The sequence below is a fragment of the Terribacillus sp. DMT04 genome (assembly GCF_019056395.1).
GTDB lineage: Bacteria > Bacillota > Bacilli > Bacillales > Amphibacillaceae > Terribacillus > Terribacillus aidingensis_A.
The window spans coordinates 1,346,635-1,365,552 of sequence record NZ_CP077639.1 but is presented as its reverse complement, the minus strand read 5'-3'; the positions used below and the strand labels follow the sequence as shown (position 1 = coordinate 1,365,552).

The window sequence follows — 18,918 nt, the reverse complement described above, 5'->3', positions numbered from 1 at the left end:
AGAAAAAACACCTCCAAGTATTATCTCGGATAACAATCGTCCGTTTTCAACCTTGAAGGTGTTTTTTATTTGTCTCAGCGTATGGGGTCAGTCCCTATGGGTCATTCCCCAAAAGCAGTGGATTTTTTAATGCTTATTCAAACTCTACAAGCAGATCGCCTACTTGGATTGGTTCACCGTCTTTTACGTAGACGCCTTTTACTTTTCCATCGAAAGGTGCTTGGACTGTTGTCTCCATCTTCATTGCTTCCGTGACAAGCAGCTGCTGTCCCTTCTGCACTTGCTCACCGGCTCCAACAAGCGCTCGGATTACAGTACCCGGCATTGTGGCACCGATATGCTTTTTATTCTGCTTATCTGCCTTTGGTGTTGTTTTGACTGTTGCTTGCACTTGTTCATCGCGCACAAGTATTTCCCGCGGCTGGCCATTAAACTCGAAGTACATCGTGCGCATTGCATCTGGTCCAGCCTCACCAATTGCAACCAGCTTAACAATCAACGTTTTTCCTGGTTCGATTTCTACTTCTATTTCTTCATCCATCTTCATGCCATAGAAGAAAGTTGGTGTTGTCAATACGGATAAGTCACCGTAAGCTTCCTTGAATGCGGCGTATGTCTCAAATACTTTCGGATACAGCGCATAGGCGACAACATCTTGTTCCGTAACTTCCCCTTCCTGCTTCTCCTCCAGTGCTTTTCGAAGTTCGTCAAAATCAACAGAAGGAAGCAATTCACCTGGACGTTTTGTTATAACTTCTCTATCCTTTACAATAACTTTTTGTAATTCTTTCGGGAAGCCTCCATAAGGCTGACCAAGATAACCTTGGGCAAATTCGATTACAGAATCAGGGAAGTCTAAAGACTGACCTTGTTCAATCACTGTCTTTTCATCTAAGTCATTTTGAACCATAAATAGAGCCATATCTCCGACTACTTTTGAAGAAGGTGTTACTTTAATTACATCTCCGAAAAGATCATTTACTCTCCTGTACATAATCTTTACTTCATCCCAGCGATTTCCTAAGCCGACAGCATTGGCTTGCTGCAGCAAATTGCTATATTGCCCGCCAGGCATCTCATGTAAGTAAACTTCTGCGTGCGGAGCTTTCATACCACTCTCAAAATCACTGTAGCGTGATCGCACATCTTCCCAATAGTGACCAATCTCATCATAATGTTCAACATTGATGGAAGGTTTACGGTCCATAGCTTGCATCGCGTGGTAGAACGAGCTGGCACTAGGCTGAGAGGTCAAACCTGCCATTGACCCTGCCGCAACGTCCACAACATCAACACCGGCTTCTACAGCTCTCATGTAGGTAAGCACACCATTACCGCTTGTATCATGGGTATGCAAGTGAATCGGCAGAGATACAGTCTCTTTTAACGCACGTACAAGTTCATACGCAGCTTGCGGTTTAAGCAAACCTGCCATATCTTTGATACCAATGATATGGGCACCCGCATCTTCTAATTCCTTGGCCAATTTAGTGTAATATGCCAAGTCATATTTTGTCCGGCTCGGATCTAATATATCGCCAGAATAGCAAAGTGCTGCTTCCGCTACTTTATTATGCTTGTGTACTGCTTCTATCGCTGGTTTCATATTTTCAATCCAGTTTAAGCTATCAAAGATACGATACACATCGATGCCGGCCTGTGCACTTTCTTCCACGAATTTTTCTACAACATTATCCGGATAGTTTTTATATCCTACTGCATTGCTTGCTCGCAGCAGCATTTGGAATAACACATTCGGCATTTTCTCTCGCAGCTTCGCCAGGCGGTGCCAAGGATCTTCTTTCAGGAAGCGATAGGCAACATCAAATGTTGCTCCGCCCCACATTTCAACGGAGAAAAGATTCGGCAGCAATTTAGCTGTTGGTTCAGCAATTGCAAGCAAGTCTTTCGTTCGAACACGTGTAGCTAAAAGGGATTGGTGTGCATCTCGGAAAGTAGTGTCTGTCAATAACACCTCTTCTTGATTCTTCAGCCAATCAGCAAGCCCTTCTGGCCCGTGCGCATCAAGTATTTGTTTTGTTCCATTCTGATAATCCAGGCCTTTTTGCAGCTTGGGAATTCTTTGGGGAGGAAATACAGGTTTTTCTGCTTTGCCGCTCCCGTCAAAGCCATTGACCGTCGTATAGCCGATATACTGAAGCATTTTCGTTCCTCTGTCCCGGCTTTTCGGAAAATCAAACAGCTCTGGCGTCTCATCTATAAAGCTTGTTGTGTAATCCGCCGATAAAAACTTTTCATGCAATACTAAATTTTCCAAAAATGGAATGTTGGTTTTGATACCGCGAATACGGAACTCACGCAGATTTCTTTCCAATTTGTAAGCTGCTTGCTGATAACCAGCCGCCCAGGTTGAGACTTTCACTAACAAGGAATCATAATAGGAGCTAATCACTGCGCCTTGGAAGGCATTACCTCCATCCAAACGCACACCAAATCCTCCACTGGAACGGTAAGCCATAATTTTACCTGCATCCGGCATGAAATTATTTAACGGGTCCTCCGTTGTGACACGTGCTTGGATGGCATAACCATTTGTTTTGATGTCAGCTTGCGCAGGTATTCCAAGTCGCTCATCTGTTAAGCTGTACCCTTGCGCCAACAATAACTGTGTTTGCACAATATCTACGCCTGTTACCATTTCTGTGATCGTATGCTCTACTTGGACACGAGGGTTAACCTCGATAAAATAGAATTGATTATCTGCCACAAGAAATTCAACTGTACCCGCATTCAAGTAGGATACATTCTTCATCAATTGAACAGCTGCATCGCAAATTGCAAGCCGCAATGACTCAGGCAAGCCGACACTTGGAGCTACTTCTATGACTTTCTGGTGACGTCTTTGAATCGAGCAATCACGTTCATACAAATGAATAACGTTGCCTGCACTGTCACCAAGTATTTGCACTTCAATATGTTTCGGATTTTCAATCAGTTTCTCTACGTACATTTCATCACTGCCAAATGCAGCTTTCGCTTCGGATTTCGCACGCTCATAAGCTTCTGCTACTTCTTCCGCATCACGCACAACGCGCATACCGCGTCCTCCGCCGCCAAGTGATGCTTTTATGATGATTGGATAGTCATGTTGGACAGCAAAAGCTTTTACTTCTTCAAGATCTTGGACTGGTCCATCACTTCCAGGAATAACTGGTATTTCTGCCTGTAATGCTTGCTGTCTTGCTTTTACTTTATCTCCGAACATATTCAGCTGTTCGCTGCGCGGCCCAATGAAAGTGATACCTTCGTCTTCACAGCGTCTCGCAAAATGAATGTTCTCCGAAAGAAAACCATAACCTGGATGGATAGCATCCGCCCCAGAAGTTTTCGCAATTTCAAGAATATTCTCGATATCAAGATAGGCATCAATCGGCTTCTTCCCCTCGCCGACCAAATATGCCTCATCCGCTTTAAAGCGGTGACTGGAGGATTTATCCTCCTTTGAATAAATCGCGACCGTCTGTATACCGAGCTCAACACAAGCTCGGAATACACGAATCGCGATTTCCCCTCTGTTTGCAACTAAAACTTTACTTATTCCCCTTAGTTCGTCCATCGTTCTCCTCCTCTAGTCTTTCCCCTGGTTTGTGTAGTCGTACTAGTGGTGCGGATCCTCTGTCGATTGGAGGGACGTTTTCCCCGCTTATCTTGTGTGAAGGTGCTGTCTGACACGATCAGTTCCTGTGAACGTACATGCTTGGCAACGTTATTCAAAATTCCCATAGAAGCGAACAAAATCAGCAAGGATGTACCACCGTAACTGACAAACGGCAGTGTGACACCTGTAATTGGCAATAGGCCGGTGATTGCACCCAAATTAATAAAGGTCTGGATGCCCACCATCGACGAAATGCCTATTGCCAGTAATGAACCAAAGCTATCTTGACACTGCTTGGCAATATAAAGTCCTCGCAGCACAATAATGGCTAGCATAGCCAGGACAGCGGCTACGCCAATAAAGCCAAGTTCTTCTGCTATAACGGCCATAATGAAGTCTGTGTGCGGTTCTGGCAAGTATCCTAGTTTCTGTACGCCCTGACCGAGACCGTCACCAAACACACCGCCAGTCCCAATGGCCAGGTAGGATTGAACGAGCTGGAAACCGTCATCTTGAACATGTTCCTCATCAAATGGCTGATAAGCACCTGTAAAACGGGAGACCCTTTCATCTGTAACCATATGCGGCGATACTGCCAAAATTAATAAAAGTCCCGCTACAATTAATAAACTCAAATGTCTAATCTTTATCCCAGCGCTGAAAATAATCGTACAGGAAATCAAGAATATAATGGAGGCGTTCCCAACATCCGGCTGAATAACAATTAGACCAAGAATAATTCCCAATGCGATTAATGGAGGCAGAACGCCCTTAGAGAAACTATCTAAATAGCTCTGTTTCTTCGAATAAATAGAAGCGAGATAAATAATCATCCCTACTTTAGCCAATTCTGCAGGCTGCACACTGAAAAATCCGAGGCTGAACCAAGAGCGGGAACCATTTACTTTACCTGTGAATAACACAAGGACTAGCATTAAAAAGATAACTAGCATGAGCGGCTTAATTACTTTATGGTACTTTTGATAGGGTACGAAACTAAAAAACGCAAACACTGGAATAGCCAGTGCAAACCATACAAGTGTCCGTACAAAGAAGTGTGTTGCTGACCAATCATACTTGACTACAGCAACTGTATAACTGGCACTGTAGATCATTACTGCTCCAAAAGCAGTTAGCAGTAAAGGTGTGAACAGCAAAGTAAAGTCAAAATTACGCAATCTTTTTTTCATATTAAAGCTCCCAGTATGTATTTTACGATCTTCACTAAATCGCAGGATGGAATAATAAAAAAACCCCGCCGATTTTGAAGGGCAAGGGGTTTTCATCTTTCATATGGGATGCCCGTACAAGTGTATGTCAAGCGGCCTGCCCTCTGTATTAAGAACGCATAGACCGCTGTGCCGCTTCATGCAGCACATTCAACTGTCTTTCCAAGTTTTCAAGAAGCTCTTTTCCATCTTCTTCTTTCACCAGGTTCAATCGAATAGCAAAATCTATCTCACGAGACAATCCAAACATTTGTGTATCAAGCACTTCTTCATAAAGCGGACATTGCGGCATCATCAAATTGTCCATCTGTACTTTGATTAGTTTAAGTATCTTATCAGCATCCGCCAAAAGAAGGGCATATGCTTTCTCTTGATTACTAACGGTGATCTCAGATATCAAAATTATCCCTCCGTTAAACAGACTTCTTCTATACAATTCTAGCGGTACTCCTGCTAAATTGCAAGACACGTCCACCTATTAATTTTGTCGAATCTTTGTCATTCGACGCAATACTTATGTTAAACTACCAATATGTTGTTCAAAAAGAGAGTATATTCTGTTAAAGGAAGTGTCTCCATATGATAATTACATTGACAGGCAAGGTGGAATTTCCACTTACACTTGACCCATCAGTCTGGATTTTTGATGATCGCAAAGTCCTTTTTGAAAACGCTTTTAAAGAGGCTGAACCCGATCCTGATACCGAAGAGAAACATTGGGATCGATCTATTTACCAACAAAAGATGAAACCGCCTATTAATAAAAGTCTGACACGAGAAGAACGAAAAAAAGCGCTGGAGAACAGCTATGTGATGCCAATTGCTGATTTTATCGCTACTGCTAACGTACACGATGACGCAACACATGCCGTGTTCGTGACAGAAACCGGAGAAGAAAGCGTCGGTTTGGACGATTTCAAGGAAAGTATGTTTCTATTTGCAGTAGACGGACGCAGCATTAAAGAAACTGGCCCTGCTCACTGCTACCTTCCGAGCAAGAAAGAACAACCTATAAAGGCAATCCGCCAAATTCGTATCAGCTAAGCTGCTGTATAGCGATGCCTCCTATTGGGTAAGATGCGAGGGCCGGCGCAAACCAAAGCACAAAGTCGCTTCGTATGGTAAACTGAAAAAGTATTATACTTTCTGAGGTGATAGCATGCGAGTAAAGTGCGTAATTTGCGATATAGTCGAAGAAATAGATGATGGAAGTCCGCAAGCGAAGAAGCTGCGCAATCGCCGTAACACCATGCATATGTGTACAGCTTGTACAGAGCGCATTACAAGACGGACGAATGAACGAAAAGCAACCGGCAACTTTCAATTGTACCGGGAATCAAAGACAGATGAACCTTTAATTTAATTAAATGAGGTGAAACGATGTCAAAAGGACTAGCTTTATTAACTGCCATTTTGGTAATTGCCTGTTTTGTAGCAGCAGGCGTGACGATCAGCTACCAGAATTACGGCTGGATGACAGTGGCCATCCTAGCCGGTTTCGTCATTATGGGAGCTGGCATTTTTGCCAAAAGAAAAGGGCAATAAAAAAAGACGGAGTCTCCGTCTTTTTTTTATTTTAATTCAATATAATCATCAATTAATTCTTGATGAATACTCGCATTTGCAGCTACTACTGTTGTACTGCTTAAGAAATCGACTGGCTGTCCTGCAGCATTCGTCAATTTAGCTCCTACTTCTTCTAATAAAACATAACCGCCCGCATAATCCCAAGGCTGTAAACTGAAAGTCAAATAAGCATCCGTAATACCTTCAGCAATAAAAGCAAGTTCTAATGCAGCTGAACCATAAGCTCTCGTTCCTATTGCTTTGTATACTAGCTGCTGGAGCTTTACTTCATTTACACGACGGTTTGGGCATAACCAAAAATGATTCAATTCAATCAAACATTGATCGAGCGTTTTCTCCGGAAGTTTTGGAAGCTGCTTATCATTTTTAAAAGCACCTTCTCCTCGTTTTGCATGATAAATGGTGCCCTCCATCACGTTGTAAATCAAACCAATTTCCGCTTTGCCTTCATGAATTATTCCAATTGAGACAGCAAAATTAGTCTTCTGGTGGACAAAATTCATTGTTCCGTCGATCGGGTCGATGATCCAGACGGTACCGGTCGTCTCACGCGCAGCTTTTCCAACGCCTTCTTCACCTAAGACATTGTGATTTGGATAATTTTCTTCGATCTTCTCTAAGAAGAAGGACTCTACCGCTTTATCCATTTCAGTCACAAGATCTTTTGGGCTTGACTTTGTCATGATTTCCAACGGTGTGTCCATTTTATCTTTAATCAGCTGTCCCGCTTCCAGCACCCATTGATAGGCCTGTTCATGTAATGTATGCTTCAATGATTGCTCCATCTGTGCTCCCCCATTCTTTCCACTAGCTTAACATAAAAAATCTTATCGTTCGAATTGATTCAGTCGCTCCCGCAGCATAAACAGTCTAGCTTTCGTTTCTTCGATTACCGCCCTATCTTCCTCCTGCATAGCATCATGCAACGTAACAAGCTGATAATCGATTTCCAGACGAATGGCCGGCACTTTTTCCTCTGCTTCTCTTCTCCGTAATGCTTCCACTACATCACGCATTTTCTTCCCCCTCCTTCATCGATTTATCATTTAGCCAAGTTGTTTCTTTTTACCACTGTTGTGCCGTTTGTAAACCTTTCCTTGCTTGCAATCTTCCTATATGACAGGTATGATAAAAAAGATTTAACGGACAGATTTCGGCAAGGAGTGACACAGATGTCAGCATTATTTACTCAACAGGATTTTGATGTATTTACGATAGATGGATTGGAAGAAAGAATGGAAGAGCTGCGTAGCCGGCTGTCTCCAAAGTTAGAGATGCTCGCGAATGAACTGGCTCCTTTTGCAGAGCAAGTAACGGATGAAGATATGTATGTACATGTTGCAAAGCATGCTCGCCGTACGAAAAACCCTCCAAAAGATACATGGTCGGCTTTAGCATCCAGTAAGCGAGGATACAAAAAGCTTCCACATTTCCAAATAGGTCTTTGGGGCAGTCATGTATTTGTGCAATTTGCTCTTATTTATGAAAGCCCATTGAAAGAAACTGTCGGCCTCAAAATGGCAGAAGCAAAACAGCAGATTCTAAATACAATCCCAGCCCACTACGTCTGGTCAATGGATCATATGAAGCCAGATGCTTCTCCTATCTCCGATGAATTGTATGATAAAATAGCAGAACGTTTGCAGCATATTAAGAAATCGGAGTTGGTTTGCGGTGTTCATCTGCAGCCTGACGATTCTGCGCTTGCTTCAAAAGAAGCATTTCTTAAGGTGTGTCAAGATGTCTTGAAACATACAGCTGTTTTATACGAACAAGCAGCGCATCAACATGCTTAATAAATAACAAATCCCCTTCCTGGCCTGGAGGGGGATTTTGCTTTACATTTTTATTTTTTCTCCTGGAGATGCAGCTTTTGCTTTTTGAACGGCTCGATAACTAGAGTAACCAAAGTCTTTTTCAAATTGCGCTCCCAATTGTTTTTCTTCTGACTTGGAAGGTACTATCTGTTTGAAGCGCTCATATGCAAGCAGCAACTCATCCCGCAAAATACCATCTTCATATGTACGCTCGACTAAGGAAAAGAAATTGACAACATCAATAATTTCTTCTTTTGTCCACGTTTCATCTAATGGATAGCTATAGCTCATTTTACCCCTCCTTCTCTGGATAATAGTGTAACACGAAAAGAGCAATCCATGCGAAGCTAGTAATCACAAGCTAGTTCTGCTATAATTCTTTTGTTTTTAACAAGTAAAGAGGGTGTCAGCAAAGATGTGTTCACAAGAACAAGCACCATTGTTCGAAGGCTTGCGTAAGCATGCCGCGAACAAACCACTTCAATTCCATATACCTGGACATAAAACCGGCAAAGGGATGGACAGTGCATTTTCGGCTTTTATCGGTGAAAACACGCTTTCCATTGATTTAATCAATATAGAACCATTGGATGATCTGCATCATCCGCGCGGCATGATTCAAGAAGCACAGCAGCTTGCAGCCAAAGCATTTGGTGCGGATTATACCTTCTTCTCTGTTCAAGGTACAAGCACTCCCATTATGGCGATGGTAATGAGTGTGTGCAAACCTGGTGACAAAATTATTGTTCCACGGAATGTGCATAAATCTGTTACGAGTGCATTAATTTTTTCTGGAGCTATACCTATTTTCGTACATCCGCAGCTGGATCATCAGCTTGGCATCTCGCATGGGATTACACCTGCTGCTGTTGAGAAGGCCTTAGAGGCGAATCCTGAAGCTAAAGGCGTCCTTGTCATTAACCCGACGTACTTTGGTGTTGCGGCGGATCTTACTAAAATTGTAGAGGTGTCACATCGATATAGTGTTCCAGTTCTAGTCGATGAAGCCCACGGTGTTCATATTCACTTTCATGAACAAATGCCTGTTTCTGCTATGGTAGCTGGAGCAGATTTGGCGGCAACAAGTGTTCACAAACTGGGCGGTTCTTTAACGCAAAGTTCTATATTGAATCTGCGTGAAGGACTTGTACGGCACGAGCAAGTCCAAACGGTGCTTTCCATGCTTACTTCGACAAGCACCTCTTATATCCTGCTGGCATCGTTGGATGCAGCGCGCCGCCAGCTTGCTACGAAAGGTGTGGAGATGAACACGCGTACAATCCAGCTTGCAAATGATGCACGACAGCAAATCAATGCTATTACTGGTCTGTATTGTGCTGGAGCAGAAATACTTGATTCAGAAGCTGCGTTTGCTATGGATCCGACGAAGCTGCTTGTGTCCGTTAAACAGCTTGGCATTTCTGGAAGTGATGCAGAGCGGTGGCTGCGACAAGAAAAAAATATGGAAGTAGAGCTTTCTGATTTATACAACTTGCTGTTCTTAATTACTCCTGGCGACACAGAAAAGGAAACACAGCAGCTGTTGAGTGCTTTAGCAGACCTGGCAGCATTACATCAAGGAGGCGTTTCTGTTTCTAATATCGAAGTCTCTGTTCCTGAAATGCCCGTTTTGTCACTTAGTCCTCGTGATGCGTTTTATGCTGACACAGAAGCAATTCCGCTAACGGAATCTGAAGGGAGAATTAGTGCTGAATCTATTATGGTCTATCCGCCAGGCATCCCGATTTTCATTCCCGGCGAAATCATAAGTGCTGAAAATATTAGCTATATTAAAAGCAATATAGAAGCAGGTCTTCCCGTACAAGGGTTGATGGATGAATCGAGCGAATACATTCGTGTCATTAAAGAACATCGTGCATTTCGGTAACAAAACGGCAAAACTACATTTGTCCTAAGAACATTTATTGTACCGCTTCACTTCCTGCTCTAAACGCAAAAAAATCCGAGCTGCGTCAATTCTTATCAAAGAATTGAGATAGCTCGGATTTTTGTTTAATCAATCCTAGTTAAGCCGGCCTTTCAATTGTATCTGGATCTACTAGTGTGAAGCCTTTATCTCTTAAGCCTTTCACAATTTCAGGAACAGCTGCTGCTGTCCATTCTCGGTCATGCATAAGCAGATTTGCACCATTTCCGAGCAATTCTGTGTTTACCATTATATCTGCCAGCGCAGCTTTGTCTTGATACTGACTTACCCAATCATATCCATAAGTCCAGTTCATGACTGCCATCCCCTCTTCTTCAGCCAGCTGTCTAGAGTAATCCGTGTTTTCTCCAAATGGTGCACGGAAGAATGCTGGCTTCTCCCCTGTAATTTCTTCTACCAGTTTGTTTACTTTTAAGATTTCTTCTTTTGTTTCTTCTTGTGTTAAGTCGTTTAGGTTCGCATGACTATATGTATGGTTACCAATGGCAAAACCCATGTCATGTATCTTCTTCAACGTTTCTTTTTCTTCATCAGTTGTTAAAAAATGTCCGTTCACAAAAAAGATTGCCGGTGCATTTTGTTCTTTTAATTTTTTTGCAATTTCTAATGCATGCTTATCCGGCGCATCGTCAAATGTCAGCAAAGCTACCTGTGCTTCTGCGTTATCAATAGGTACAATGGAAGAAACTTCGGAAACCTTGTACTGCGGTTCCTGCTTCTCCACCTGTTTAACCGCTTGTTGTTCTGCTTCCTTCTCCGCTTTTACTTCCTCTTCCTTTTCTTGCTCTTGTTCCTGCTTTTGGGAAGTATTTTTCTCAGTTTTCTCAGATGATGACTGGTCCGCATTTGCACAACCGCTGAATACCAAAACGGATAATACAGCCAGCAGCGGAAATACTAAGTATCTCTTCATAACTTACACCCTCCAAATGACATATTATTGCCATTATAGAGGAAACGTCTGCTCATGTAACGTAAGAAGACCTTTTTTGTCGATATAGCAAGAATTATATCAATAATGGTTTATTTAAATGGAATTATGGGTATCTAAAGAAAGTGATAATTTGTTATAATGGTTATTTGCATAAGAATATACAAGCTTTTAGCGGAAAGGATTGACTTATGAAAAAAACAACTAGTGTATTCTGGTGGGGAGTCGGAATCGTTATTGCTTTTCTAATTTGGGGAAGCATTCCTGAATCTGTACTTCCTAACGGAAATACTGCGAATGTGACAAACATTATACAAGCTTTTCTAATTGATCAATTTGGCTGGTTTTATTTGATTGCTGCAACTATCTTTCTTGGTTTCGCTATTTTCCTCATGTGCTCGAAGTACGGGAAAATCAGACTAGGTAAACCAGAAGACAGACCGGAGTACAGCTACATATCATGGTTTGCAATGCTGTTTAGTGCCGGTATGGGTATTGGGCTTGTGTTCTGGGGAGCTTCAGAACCTCTAAATCATTTCAATACACCTCCTACAATTGTAGGCGAAGCAAGCTCAGCAGAAGCTGGAACAACTGCCTTAGCATACAGCTTCTTTCACTGGGGTCTGCATCCATGGGCTATTTATGCCACACTAGCTCTGGCAATTGCTTACTTTACTTTCCGTAAAGATTCGAATGGCGGTGTGATTAGTTCCATTCTTGAGCCAATCTTTGGTAAACGCATTTTGGGTCCATTAGGTAAGACAATTGACATCATAGCGGTCTTTGCTACTATCTTTGGTGTTGCAACTTCTTTAGGATTGGGTGCCATTCAAATCAGCACTGGTTTGGGGTATGTATTCGATGGGATTGAATCATCATTCGGACTTCAGTTATTAATTATTGCTATTGTGACAGTGCTATTCATCACTTCTGCATTAAGCGGCCTTGATAAAGGAATTAAAATACTAAGTAACGCTAACATTATTATCGCGATTATCCTGATGGTAGCAGTACTTATATTAGGTCCAACTAACTTTATTCTAAGTTCATTCTCAACGTCACTTGGACAATATATCCAGCATCTGCCGGAGTGGAGTTTCCGTTTGACACCTTATGATACCGACAACGCATGGATAGGTAACTGGACTCTATTCTACTGGGCTTGGTGGATTGCTTGGGCTCCATTTGTTGCGACTTTCATCGCTCGTGTTTCTCGCGGACGTACCATCCGAGAATTTGTGACAGGCGTTCTCTTGGTTCCAACTATATTTGGCGCCATCTGGTTTGCTGTATTTGGAGCAACAGGTATTCACATGGAATACTTTGAAGGAATTGACTTGTTCAGTGACATTTCTCAAATAGGCTCAGAAGTCGGCTTGTTCGCACTGTTATCCAATATTCCAGGCGGAACAATTCTTTCAATTGTTGCCTTGCTGTTGATTAGTACATTCTTCATTACCTCAGCAGACTCCGCTACCTTTGTATTGGGTATGCAGACAACCAACGGAGATATCCATCCAAGCAAGAGCGTACGTCTTACTTGGGGACTGATTCAATCAGCAACAGCAGCTATCCTGCTCTGGGTAGGCGGATTGAATGCCTTACAAACAGCATCCATCATTGCAGCTTTTCCTTTTGCAATTATTCTGGTGCTTGTCGTCGTCTCACTCATTATTTCGTTTAAACAAGAAGCTAAACGTGTTGATTTAACAGCCACAACAAAAAAGGAAAAAACAGGAGAGTAAATCTCCTGTTTTTTTGTTTGCAGGAAGTTTGACTCCCTTGACGAAATTCAATTAGCAAGAGGTGAATTTCGTGGAATTTAAAGTAGACATTTTGCAAATACGAGAAAGTTCCTACACTATCGGTAAAAAAACAGGTGCTTTTTATGCTGATAACCCCATACTAAAGCAATTTAAACAATTATCCGCTCCACATACAAACTACCAAGTTTTCCTCTTTTGCTCCTCATCTTCTTGATGAACTACAGGGAATTGCAGATGGTATAGGTATTCACCCTCAGCAAGCTGCTTATTTTTACATTGGATATAATATGCAACGCCCTCAGGCCCTCGGCTGCTCCGCCTTTGTGAATCATGCTATTTATGCGCGTAATTATGATTTTGGTCCTGACTTATACGATCATTGCTTAAGTTTTCTGTCTCCAAAAGATTCTTATGGTTCAATCGGCTACAATCTTCAACTGATTGGCAGACATGATGGCCTGAATGAAAAAGGACTCGTCATGGGGCTCCATTTTGTCAGTAACAATGGTTTCAGCAAAGGCTTGGCTGCTTGGACTGCCATCCGGATAGCGCTTGATACTTGTGCGAACAACTGATCAAATAATTGAATTATTTAAACAGATTTCTCAAGCATCTTGCTATAACTTTTCCGTGGGAGATGTAAATGGACATTATGCAGTACTGGAAGTATCGCCCAATGCAGTTCTTGTTCGTACGTCGGATACAGGCTTAATCTGTACCAATCACTTCTTGCAAGCAGAGGCTTGTAACCGTCCAGATGTGACTTGCTCGCGTAATCGTTACAGCTTCTTAACTGAACAGAAAGCTGCCTCGATGACGCAGAATGATTTATTTAATCTTTTCGCAGATTCTGCTTCTCCCCTCTTTTTTGATGACTATGACAACTTATTTGGTACATTACATACCTTTTCCTATTCTTTTGAAACAAGACGATTGATAACTGCTTTAGCTCAAGGAAATGTATTAGATATAAATGCTTCAGAATGGTTTGCCGGAAAAGATCTTACCATGAAAGCTATATATGGGAATATAGCAAAAAAGCCTACCCAAGACGGGTAGGCTTTTTAGAATCCATTATTTTACGATATGGATTGGTGTGCCGATTGCAACTTCAGCAGCTTCCATTGTGATCTCACCAAGAGATGGGTGAGCATGGATTGTAAGAGCGATATCTTCAGCAGTGATACCAGACTCAACAGCAAGTCCAAGTTCAGCAATCATATCACTAGCATTAGGACCAGCGATTTGCGCGCCTAGGACTACACCGTCTTCCTCACGAGTGATAAGTTTCATGAAACCGTCACTGTCGTTAAGAGATAGCGCACGACCATTTGCAGCAAATGGGAATTTAGACGCTTTTACTTTGTAGCCAGCATCTTTAGCAGATTTCTCTGTGTGACCTACAGAAGCAAGTTCAGGCTCAGAGAATACTACCATTGGAATACCGTTGTAATCGATAGCAGATGGTTTGCCGCTGATTGCTTCTGCAGCAATCTTACCTTCGTAAGAAGCTTTGTGAGCAAGTGGCGGTCCTTCTACGATATCACCGATTGCATAAATATTTTCAACATTTGTACGGCACTGTTCGTCGATTTCGATCAAGCCGCGGTCTGTCATTTTGATTCCTACTCCTTCTAAACCAAGTTCAGAAGTGTTCGGACGACGACCTACAGTTACAAGTACATAATCTGCATCGATTGTTTCTTCTTTACCGTTTGCTTCATATGTTACTTTAACGCCATCAGCAGACTCTTCAACGCCTTTAGCCATAGCTTCTGTAACAATGTTTACGCCTTTTTTCTTCAGTCCGCGGGAAACAAGTGAAGTCATTTGTTTCTCGAAACCGCTAAGGATGTCTTTCATTCCTTCAAGAACTGTTACTTCAGTACCGAAGTTAGCATAAGCAGTACCAAGCTCAATCCCTACGTAACCGCCGCCAATAACGACAAGTTTCTTAGGAATCTCTTTAAGATTAAGCGCGCCAGTTGAATCTAGAACACGATCAGTGTACTTGAATGTCGGTAGCTCGATTGGCGTAGAACCTGTTGCAATAATACAGTTGTTAAATGTGTAAGTTTGAGAGTTCTTCTCATCCATTACTTTTACTGTGTTTTTGTCAACGAAGTAAACTTCGCCGGATACTACATCTACTTTGTTACCTTTCAATAGACCGCCAACACCAGATGTAAGCTTGTTTACAACGCTAGCTTTCCAGTCTTGTACTTTAGAGAAATCAACTTTTGCACCTTCAGTAGAAATACCAAGATCAGCATCACCATGTGCATATTCTACTTTGTGACCAGCTTGAATCAATGCTTTAGAAGGAATACAACCAACGTTTAAGCAAACACCGCCAAGGTTGCCTTTCTCTACTACTGTTACTTTTTGACCTTCTTGTGCAGCGCGGATGGCAGCTACATAGCCGCCAGGTCCCGCACCTACCACAAGTGTATCTAATTCGATTGGGAAGTCTCCTACTACCATTCCTTATCCCTCCATCATGATTAGTTGTGGATCTGCTAATAGACGTTTCAAGTGGTTCATTGCTGTTTGAGCAGTTGCACCGTCAACGATTCTGTGGTCAAAGCTTAGAGAAAGCGCAAGCACTGGAGCTGCTACGATTTCACCATCTTTAACGATTGCTTTTTCAGCGATACGTCCAACACCAAGGATTGCTGCTTCAGGGTAGTTGATTACCGGAGTGAACCACTGACCACCTGCAGAACCGATGTTAGAGATAGTGCTTGAAGCACCTTTCATTTCGTTCGGTCCTAGTTTACCGTCACGCGCTTTAACTGCAAGCTCGTTGATTTCCTGGGAAATAGTAAACACGGATTTGCGATCTGCATCTTTAACAACTGGTACAAGAAGACCTTTTTCAGTGTCTGCTGCAATACCGATGTTGTAATAATGTTTTGTAACGATCTCATCTGTCGCATCATCGATGGAAGAGTTCAAGATCGGGAAGTTTTTCAATACAGAAACAAGCGCTTTGGCAACGTATGGAAGATACGTAAGCTTGATTTCTTTTTCAGCAGCAACTGCTTTGAATTTCTTACGATGTGCAACAAGCTCAGTAACATCAACTTCATCCATCAATGTAACGTGAGGAGCTGTTGTTTTAGAAGTTACCATCGCTTTTGCAATCGCACGACGGATACCGCTCATTTTCTCTCTGGATTCTGGGAACTCGTCGCCAGAAACAACAGGAGCAGAAGCAGTAGCTTTTTCTTCAGCAGCTGGTTCAGCAGCATCTGTTTGCGGAGCAGCTTTTGCAGCACCGCCATTTTTGAAGCTGTCGATATCTTCTGCTAGTACACGGCCGCCTTTACCAGAGCCAGATACTTGCTTGATGTCAACACCTTGCTCACGAGCATATTTACGTACAGAAGGCATTGCAATAACTAGGTCGCCTGATGGCGCTTCTGCTTTAGGGCCTTCTTCTTTAATTTCTTTAACTGTTTCGTTAGATTCAGTTCCATTTGCTTGGATGGAAGTCTGTTCTTGCTCAGCTGGAGCCGGAGCATTTCCGCCTTCAGCGTCGCCGCCTTCTCCGTCGAAAGTGATAAGTGTATCACCAACAATAGCTACTTCACCTTCACCAACAGAGATTTTAGAAACAGTACCATCGTAAGGAGATGGAATTTCTACTACTGCTTTATCGTTTTGAACTTCGCAAAGTACGTCGTCCTCTGCTACAGTGTCGCCTTCTTTGACGAACCATTTTACGATTTCACCTTCGTGAATACCTTCACCGATATCCGGCATTTTAAATTCGAAAGCCAAAATAATTACCTCCTGATTCTGCTTTTAGAAATTGATTACTTCGTTCGCTTTTTCAACAATGTCGCTATGGTTTGGAAGCCATACTTCTTCTGCTTGTGAGAAAGCAAATACAGTATCCGGTGCAGTAACTCGCATTACTGGAGCATCAAGATGCAGGATAGCGCGTTCTTGAATTTCAGAAATCAAGTGAGCTGCAACACCAGCTTGGCGCTGTGCTTCTTGAACAACTACTACACGGCCTGTTTTCTTAACAGAAGCTAGAACTGTATCAAGATCAATTGGGCTTACTGTACGCAAGTCAATTACTTCAGCAGATACGTTGTTTTTCTCAAGTTCTTCAGCAGCTTTCATGGAAGCTTGTACCATAGCACCATAAGCGATAAGTGTGACGTCAGTACCTTCACGTTTAACAGCTGCTTTACCGATTTCTACAGTGTACTCTTCTTCAGGTACCTCTTCACGGAATGAACGGTAAAGTTTCATGTGCTCAAGGTAGACAACCGGATCGTTATCACGAATCGCGGAGATCAAAAGACCTTTTGCATCGTATGGATTGGATGGGATAACTACTTTCAGACCAGGCTGTTGCGCCATAAGGCCTTCAAGGGAATCCGCATGCAGTTCAGGAGTGTGCACACCGCCGCCGAAAGGAGCGCGGATTGTTACTGGAGCACTTTGCGTGCCGCCAGAACGATAACGCAAACGAGCCAATTGTCCGCTGATTGCGTCCATTACTTCGTATACGAAACCAAAGAATTGGATTTCCGGAACTGGACGGAAGCCTTCAACTGCAAGACCTACAGCCATACCGCCGATTGCAGACTCAGCAAGTGGTGTATCGAATACACGTTCTTCGCCGAACTCAGCTTGCAAACCTTCAGTCGCACGGAATACACCGCCGTTTTTACCAACGTCTTCCCCGAAGATCATAACGTTTTCGTCATTCTTCAGTTCTGTACGTAGAGCATCAGTGATTGCTTGGATCATTGTCATTTGTGCCATGACTTACTTCGACTCCTTTTCTTTGTACACTTCCAATTGTTCTTTAAGGTTAGAAGGAAGTACTTCGTACATATTGTTGATCAAGTCGGATACTTTCATCTTAGGATGCGCATCTGCTTGTTTAATCGCGGCTTTGATTTCTTCTTTCGCCTGATCGATTACTTTGTTTTCTTCTTCTTCGGACCATAGGCCTTTTGCTTCCAAATACTTACGGAAACGAACCAATGGATCTTGTTTTTCCCACTCGGAATCCATATCTTCTGTACGGTAGCGAGTTGGATCGTCACCAGCCATTGTATGCGGGCCGTAACGGTAAGTAAGAGTTTCGATCAATGTTGGGCCTTCGCCGTTGATCGCGCGCTCACGAGCATCTTTAGTAGCTGCGTATACTGCAAGTACGTCCATACCATCCACTTGGATGCCGTTAATACCTACTGCAACTGCTTTTTGAGCAAGTGTTTTAGCTTTTGTTTGTTTTTCACGTGGTACAGAGATAGCGAATTGGTTATTCTGCACAACGAAGATTGCTGGTGCTTCGAATGCTCCTGCAAAGTTCATACCTTCATAGAAGTCACCTTGTGACGTACCGCCATCACCAGTGTAAGTAATTGCAACCGCTTTTTTGCCGCGGCGTTTCATACCAAGTGCTACACCAGCTGCTTGCGTGATTTGAGCACCAATGATGATTGCTGGGCTAAGTGCGTTTACACCTTCAGGGAATTGGTTTCCATGGAAGTGTCCGCGAGAGAATAGGAATGCTTGGTAAAGTGGAAGACCATGCCAAATTAGCTGTGGTACATCACGGTATCCAGGCAAGATAAAGTCTTCTTTTTCCAAAGCAAACTGTGTACCAAGCTGGGACGCCTCCTGACCTGCTGTCGGCGCGTAGAACCCAAGTCTACCTTGTCTATTCAATGCAATGGAGCGCTGATCAAGGATGCGCGTATACACCATTCTGTGCATTAATTCCTTCAATTCTTCATCTGACAAATCCGGTAAAGCTTCTTCGTTTACGACTTCGCCATCTTCGTTAAGAATTTGAAACATTTCAAATTGATCTTCGATTCCTTCTAGCGTACGTTTCAAAGCTAGTCACCTATCCTTCCTAGAACTATATTTACTGTAATAGCCTTTCCAAAAACACGGGAAGTACCACAATAGTTTACTGTACCCATCTCGTCCCCCCGTATAACCGGATAAAACAGAAGTACACAAAACTGTTACATTAATCAT

At 42.7% G+C, this 18,918-nt stretch carries 19 protein-coding genes; 8 read left to right on the top strand and 11 right to left on the bottom strand.

Features of this window, described 5'->3' with window-relative positions:
• Positions 1–133: 133 nt before the first annotated feature.
• The 3 genes from pyc to KS242_RS07345 all read right to left on the bottom strand — a co-directional run bounded on the left by pyc (position 134) and on the right by KS242_RS07345 (position 5,248).
• Positions 134–3,577: a pyruvate carboxylase gene (gene pyc, locus KS242_RS07355; protein ID WP_217323725.1), complete on the bottom strand. Its 3,444-nt coding sequence runs from the start codon at positions 3,575–3,577 to the stop codon at positions 134–136.
• The gene (gene ftsW / locus KS242_RS07350; protein ID WP_217323724.1) at positions 3,565–4,809 is read right to left on the bottom strand and encodes a putative lipid II flippase FtsW; all 1,245 of its coding nucleotides are present in this window, start codon (positions 4,807–4,809) and stop codon (positions 3,565–3,567) included. The genes pyc and ftsW overlap by 13 nt, the downstream gene beginning before the upstream one ends.
• A gap of 148 nt (positions 4,810–4,957) precedes the next feature.
• On the bottom strand, positions 4,958–5,248 hold the full coding sequence (locus tag KS242_RS07345) for an Fpa/YlaN family protein (RefSeq protein ID WP_077309827.1): 291 nt from the start codon (positions 5,246–5,248) through the stop codon (positions 4,958–4,960).
• A 179-nt stretch (positions 5,249–5,427) separates the two neighbouring features.
• Between KS242_RS07345 and KS242_RS07340 the strand changes: the two genes are divergently transcribed.
• The 3 genes from KS242_RS07340 to KS242_RS07330 all read left to right on the top strand — a co-directional run bounded on the left by KS242_RS07340 (position 5,428) and on the right by KS242_RS07330 (position 6,393).
• Positions 5,428–5,892 (top strand): hypothetical protein, encoded by a 465-nt coding sequence (locus KS242_RS07340; protein WP_217323723.1) that lies wholly within the window; start codon positions 5,428–5,430, stop codon positions 5,890–5,892.
• 115 nt (positions 5,893–6,007) lie between these two features.
• Positions 6,008–6,211 (top strand): YlaI family protein, encoded by a 204-nt coding sequence (locus KS242_RS07335; RefSeq protein ID WP_217323722.1) that lies wholly within the window; start codon positions 6,008–6,010, stop codon positions 6,209–6,211.
• Positions 6,212–6,228: 17 nt separating this feature from the next.
• The gene (locus KS242_RS07330) at positions 6,229–6,393 is read left to right on the top strand and encodes a DUF5325 family protein (RefSeq protein WP_179636866.1); all 165 of its coding nucleotides are present in this window, start codon (positions 6,229–6,231) and stop codon (positions 6,391–6,393) included.
• A 26-nt stretch (positions 6,394–6,419) separates the two neighbouring features.
• Here the strand turns inward: KS242_RS07330 and KS242_RS07325 are convergent, their stop codons facing one another.
• Both KS242_RS07325 and KS242_RS07320 read right to left on the bottom strand, forming a co-directional pair.
• Positions 6,420–7,220, bottom strand: a complete 801-nt coding sequence (locus KS242_RS07325) for an inositol monophosphatase family protein (protein ID WP_217323721.1) — start codon at positions 7,218–7,220, stop codon at positions 6,420–6,422.
• A gap of 42 nt (positions 7,221–7,262) precedes the next feature.
• The gene (locus tag KS242_RS07320) at positions 7,263–7,451 is read right to left on the bottom strand and encodes a hypothetical protein (protein WP_217323720.1); all 189 of its coding nucleotides are present in this window, start codon (positions 7,449–7,451) and stop codon (positions 7,263–7,265) included.
• Between the two features lie 156 nt (positions 7,452–7,607).
• On the opposite strand from KS242_RS07320, the gene KS242_RS07315 reads away from it, so the two are divergent.
• Positions 7,608–8,231, top strand: coding sequence for a YktB family protein (locus KS242_RS07315; protein WP_217323719.1), 624 nt, complete (start codon positions 7,608–7,610; stop codon positions 8,229–8,231).
• 42 nt (positions 8,232–8,273) lie between these two features.
• On the opposite strand, the gene KS242_RS07310 is transcribed toward KS242_RS07315, so the two are convergent.
• Positions 8,274–8,543: a UPF0223 family protein gene (locus tag KS242_RS07310; RefSeq protein ID WP_217323718.1), complete on the bottom strand. Its 270-nt coding sequence runs from the start codon at positions 8,541–8,543 to the stop codon at positions 8,274–8,276.
• Positions 8,544–8,667: 124 nt separating this feature from the next.
• Between KS242_RS07310 and KS242_RS07305 the strand changes: the two genes are divergently transcribed.
• On the top strand, positions 8,668–10,140 hold the full coding sequence (locus KS242_RS07305) for an aminotransferase class I/II-fold pyridoxal phosphate-dependent enzyme (RefSeq protein WP_217323717.1): 1,473 nt from the start codon (positions 8,668–8,670) through the stop codon (positions 10,138–10,140).
• A 139-nt stretch (positions 10,141–10,279) separates the two neighbouring features.
• Here the strand turns inward: KS242_RS07305 and KS242_RS07300 are convergent, their stop codons facing one another.
• A complete protein-coding gene (locus KS242_RS07300) occupies positions 10,280–11,113 on the bottom strand; it encodes a polysaccharide deacetylase family protein (protein ID WP_217323716.1) in 834 nt (277 codons plus the stop codon).
• Positions 11,114–11,322: 209 nt separating this feature from the next.
• Here KS242_RS07300 and KS242_RS07295 point away from each other — a divergent pair, with 209 nt between their 5' ends.
• From KS242_RS07295 to KS242_RS07285, 3 genes are all read left to right on the top strand, one after another.
• Positions 11,323–12,876, top strand: a complete 1,554-nt coding sequence (locus tag KS242_RS07295) for a glycine betaine uptake BCCT transporter (RefSeq protein WP_217323715.1) — start codon at positions 11,323–11,325, stop codon at positions 12,874–12,876.
• 191 nt (positions 12,877–13,067) lie between these two features.
• Positions 13,068–13,472: a C45 family autoproteolytic acyltransferase/hydrolase gene (locus KS242_RS07290; protein ID WP_371747630.1), complete on the top strand. Its 405-nt coding sequence runs from the start codon at positions 13,068–13,070 to the stop codon at positions 13,470–13,472.
• On the top strand, positions 13,459–13,956 hold the full coding sequence (locus KS242_RS07285; RefSeq protein WP_217323713.1) for a C45 family autoproteolytic acyltransferase/hydrolase: 498 nt from the start codon (positions 13,459–13,461) through the stop codon (positions 13,954–13,956). The genes KS242_RS07290 and KS242_RS07285 overlap by 14 nt, the downstream gene beginning before the upstream one ends.
• A 15-nt stretch (positions 13,957–13,971) precedes the next feature.
• On the opposite strand, the gene lpdA is transcribed toward KS242_RS07285, so the two are convergent.
• From lpdA to pdhA, 4 genes are read right to left on the bottom strand one after another with little or no spacing between them, the layout of a single operon-like run.
• The gene (gene lpdA / locus KS242_RS07280) at positions 13,972–15,381 is read right to left on the bottom strand and encodes a dihydrolipoyl dehydrogenase (RefSeq protein ID WP_217323712.1); all 1,410 of its coding nucleotides are present in this window, start codon (positions 15,379–15,381) and stop codon (positions 13,972–13,974) included.
• 3 nt (positions 15,382–15,384) lie between these two features.
• A complete protein-coding gene (locus KS242_RS07275; RefSeq protein ID WP_077309851.1) occupies positions 15,385–16,683 on the bottom strand; it encodes a dihydrolipoamide acetyltransferase family protein in 1,299 nt (432 codons plus the stop codon).
• Positions 16,684–16,707: 24 nt separating this feature from the next.
• On the bottom strand, positions 16,708–17,685 hold the full coding sequence (locus KS242_RS07270) for an alpha-ketoacid dehydrogenase subunit beta (protein ID WP_077309853.1): 978 nt from the start codon (positions 17,683–17,685) through the stop codon (positions 16,708–16,710).
• A 3-nt stretch (positions 17,686–17,688) separates the two neighbouring features.
• Positions 17,689–18,732 (bottom strand): pyruvate dehydrogenase (acetyl-transferring) E1 component subunit alpha, encoded by a 1,044-nt coding sequence (pdhA, locus tag KS242_RS07265; protein WP_179106613.1) that lies wholly within the window; start codon positions 18,730–18,732, stop codon positions 17,689–17,691.
• Positions 18,733–18,918: the final 186 nt, after the last annotated feature.

Coding starts and splice junctions, on each gene's coding strand:
- KS242_RS07305 (WP_217323717.1), top strand. CDS start 8,668: ATGTGTTCACAAGAACAAGCACCATTGTTCGAAGGCTTGCGTAAGCAT.
- KS242_RS07340 (WP_217323723.1), top strand. CDS start 5,428: ATGATAATTACATTGACAGGCAAGGTGGAATTTCCACTTACACTTGAC.
- KS242_RS07335 (WP_217323722.1), top strand. CDS start 6,008: ATGCGAGTAAAGTGCGTAATTTGCGATATAGTCGAAGAAATAGATGAT.
- KS242_RS07310 (WP_217323718.1), bottom strand. CDS start 8,543: ATGAGCTATAGCTATCCATTAGATGAAACGTGGACAAAAGAAGAAATT.
- KS242_RS07295 (WP_217323715.1), top strand. CDS start 11,323: ATGAAAAAAACAACTAGTGTATTCTGGTGGGGAGTCGGAATCGTTATT.
- lpdA (WP_217323712.1), bottom strand. CDS start 15,381: ATGGTAGTAGGAGACTTCCCAATCGAATTAGATACACTTGTGGTAGGT.
- pyc (WP_217323725.1), bottom strand. CDS start 3,577: ATGGACGAACTAAGGGGAATAAGTAAAGTTTTAGTTGCAAACAGAGGG.
- KS242_RS07270 (WP_077309853.1), bottom strand. CDS start 17,685: ATGGCACAAATGACAATGATCCAAGCAATCACTGATGCTCTACGTACA.
- KS242_RS07300 (WP_217323716.1), bottom strand. CDS start 11,113: ATGAAGAGATACTTAGTATTTCCGCTGCTGGCTGTATTATCCGTTTTG.
- KS242_RS07330 (WP_179636866.1), top strand. CDS start 6,229: ATGTCAAAAGGACTAGCTTTATTAACTGCCATTTTGGTAATTGCCTGT.
- KS242_RS07320 (WP_217323720.1), bottom strand. CDS start 7,451: ATGCGTGATGTAGTGGAAGCATTACGGAGAAGAGAAGCAGAGGAAAAA.
- ftsW (WP_217323724.1), bottom strand. CDS start 4,809: ATGAAAAAAAGATTGCGTAATTTTGACTTTACTTTGCTGTTCACACCT.
- KS242_RS07325 (WP_217323721.1), bottom strand. CDS start 7,220: ATGGAGCAATCATTGAAGCATACATTACATGAACAGGCCTATCAATGG.
- KS242_RS07315 (WP_217323719.1), top strand. CDS start 7,608: ATGTCAGCATTATTTACTCAACAGGATTTTGATGTATTTACGATAGAT.
- pdhA (WP_179106613.1), bottom strand. CDS start 18,732: ATGTTTCAAATTCTTAACGAAGATGGCGAAGTCGTAAACGAAGAAGCT.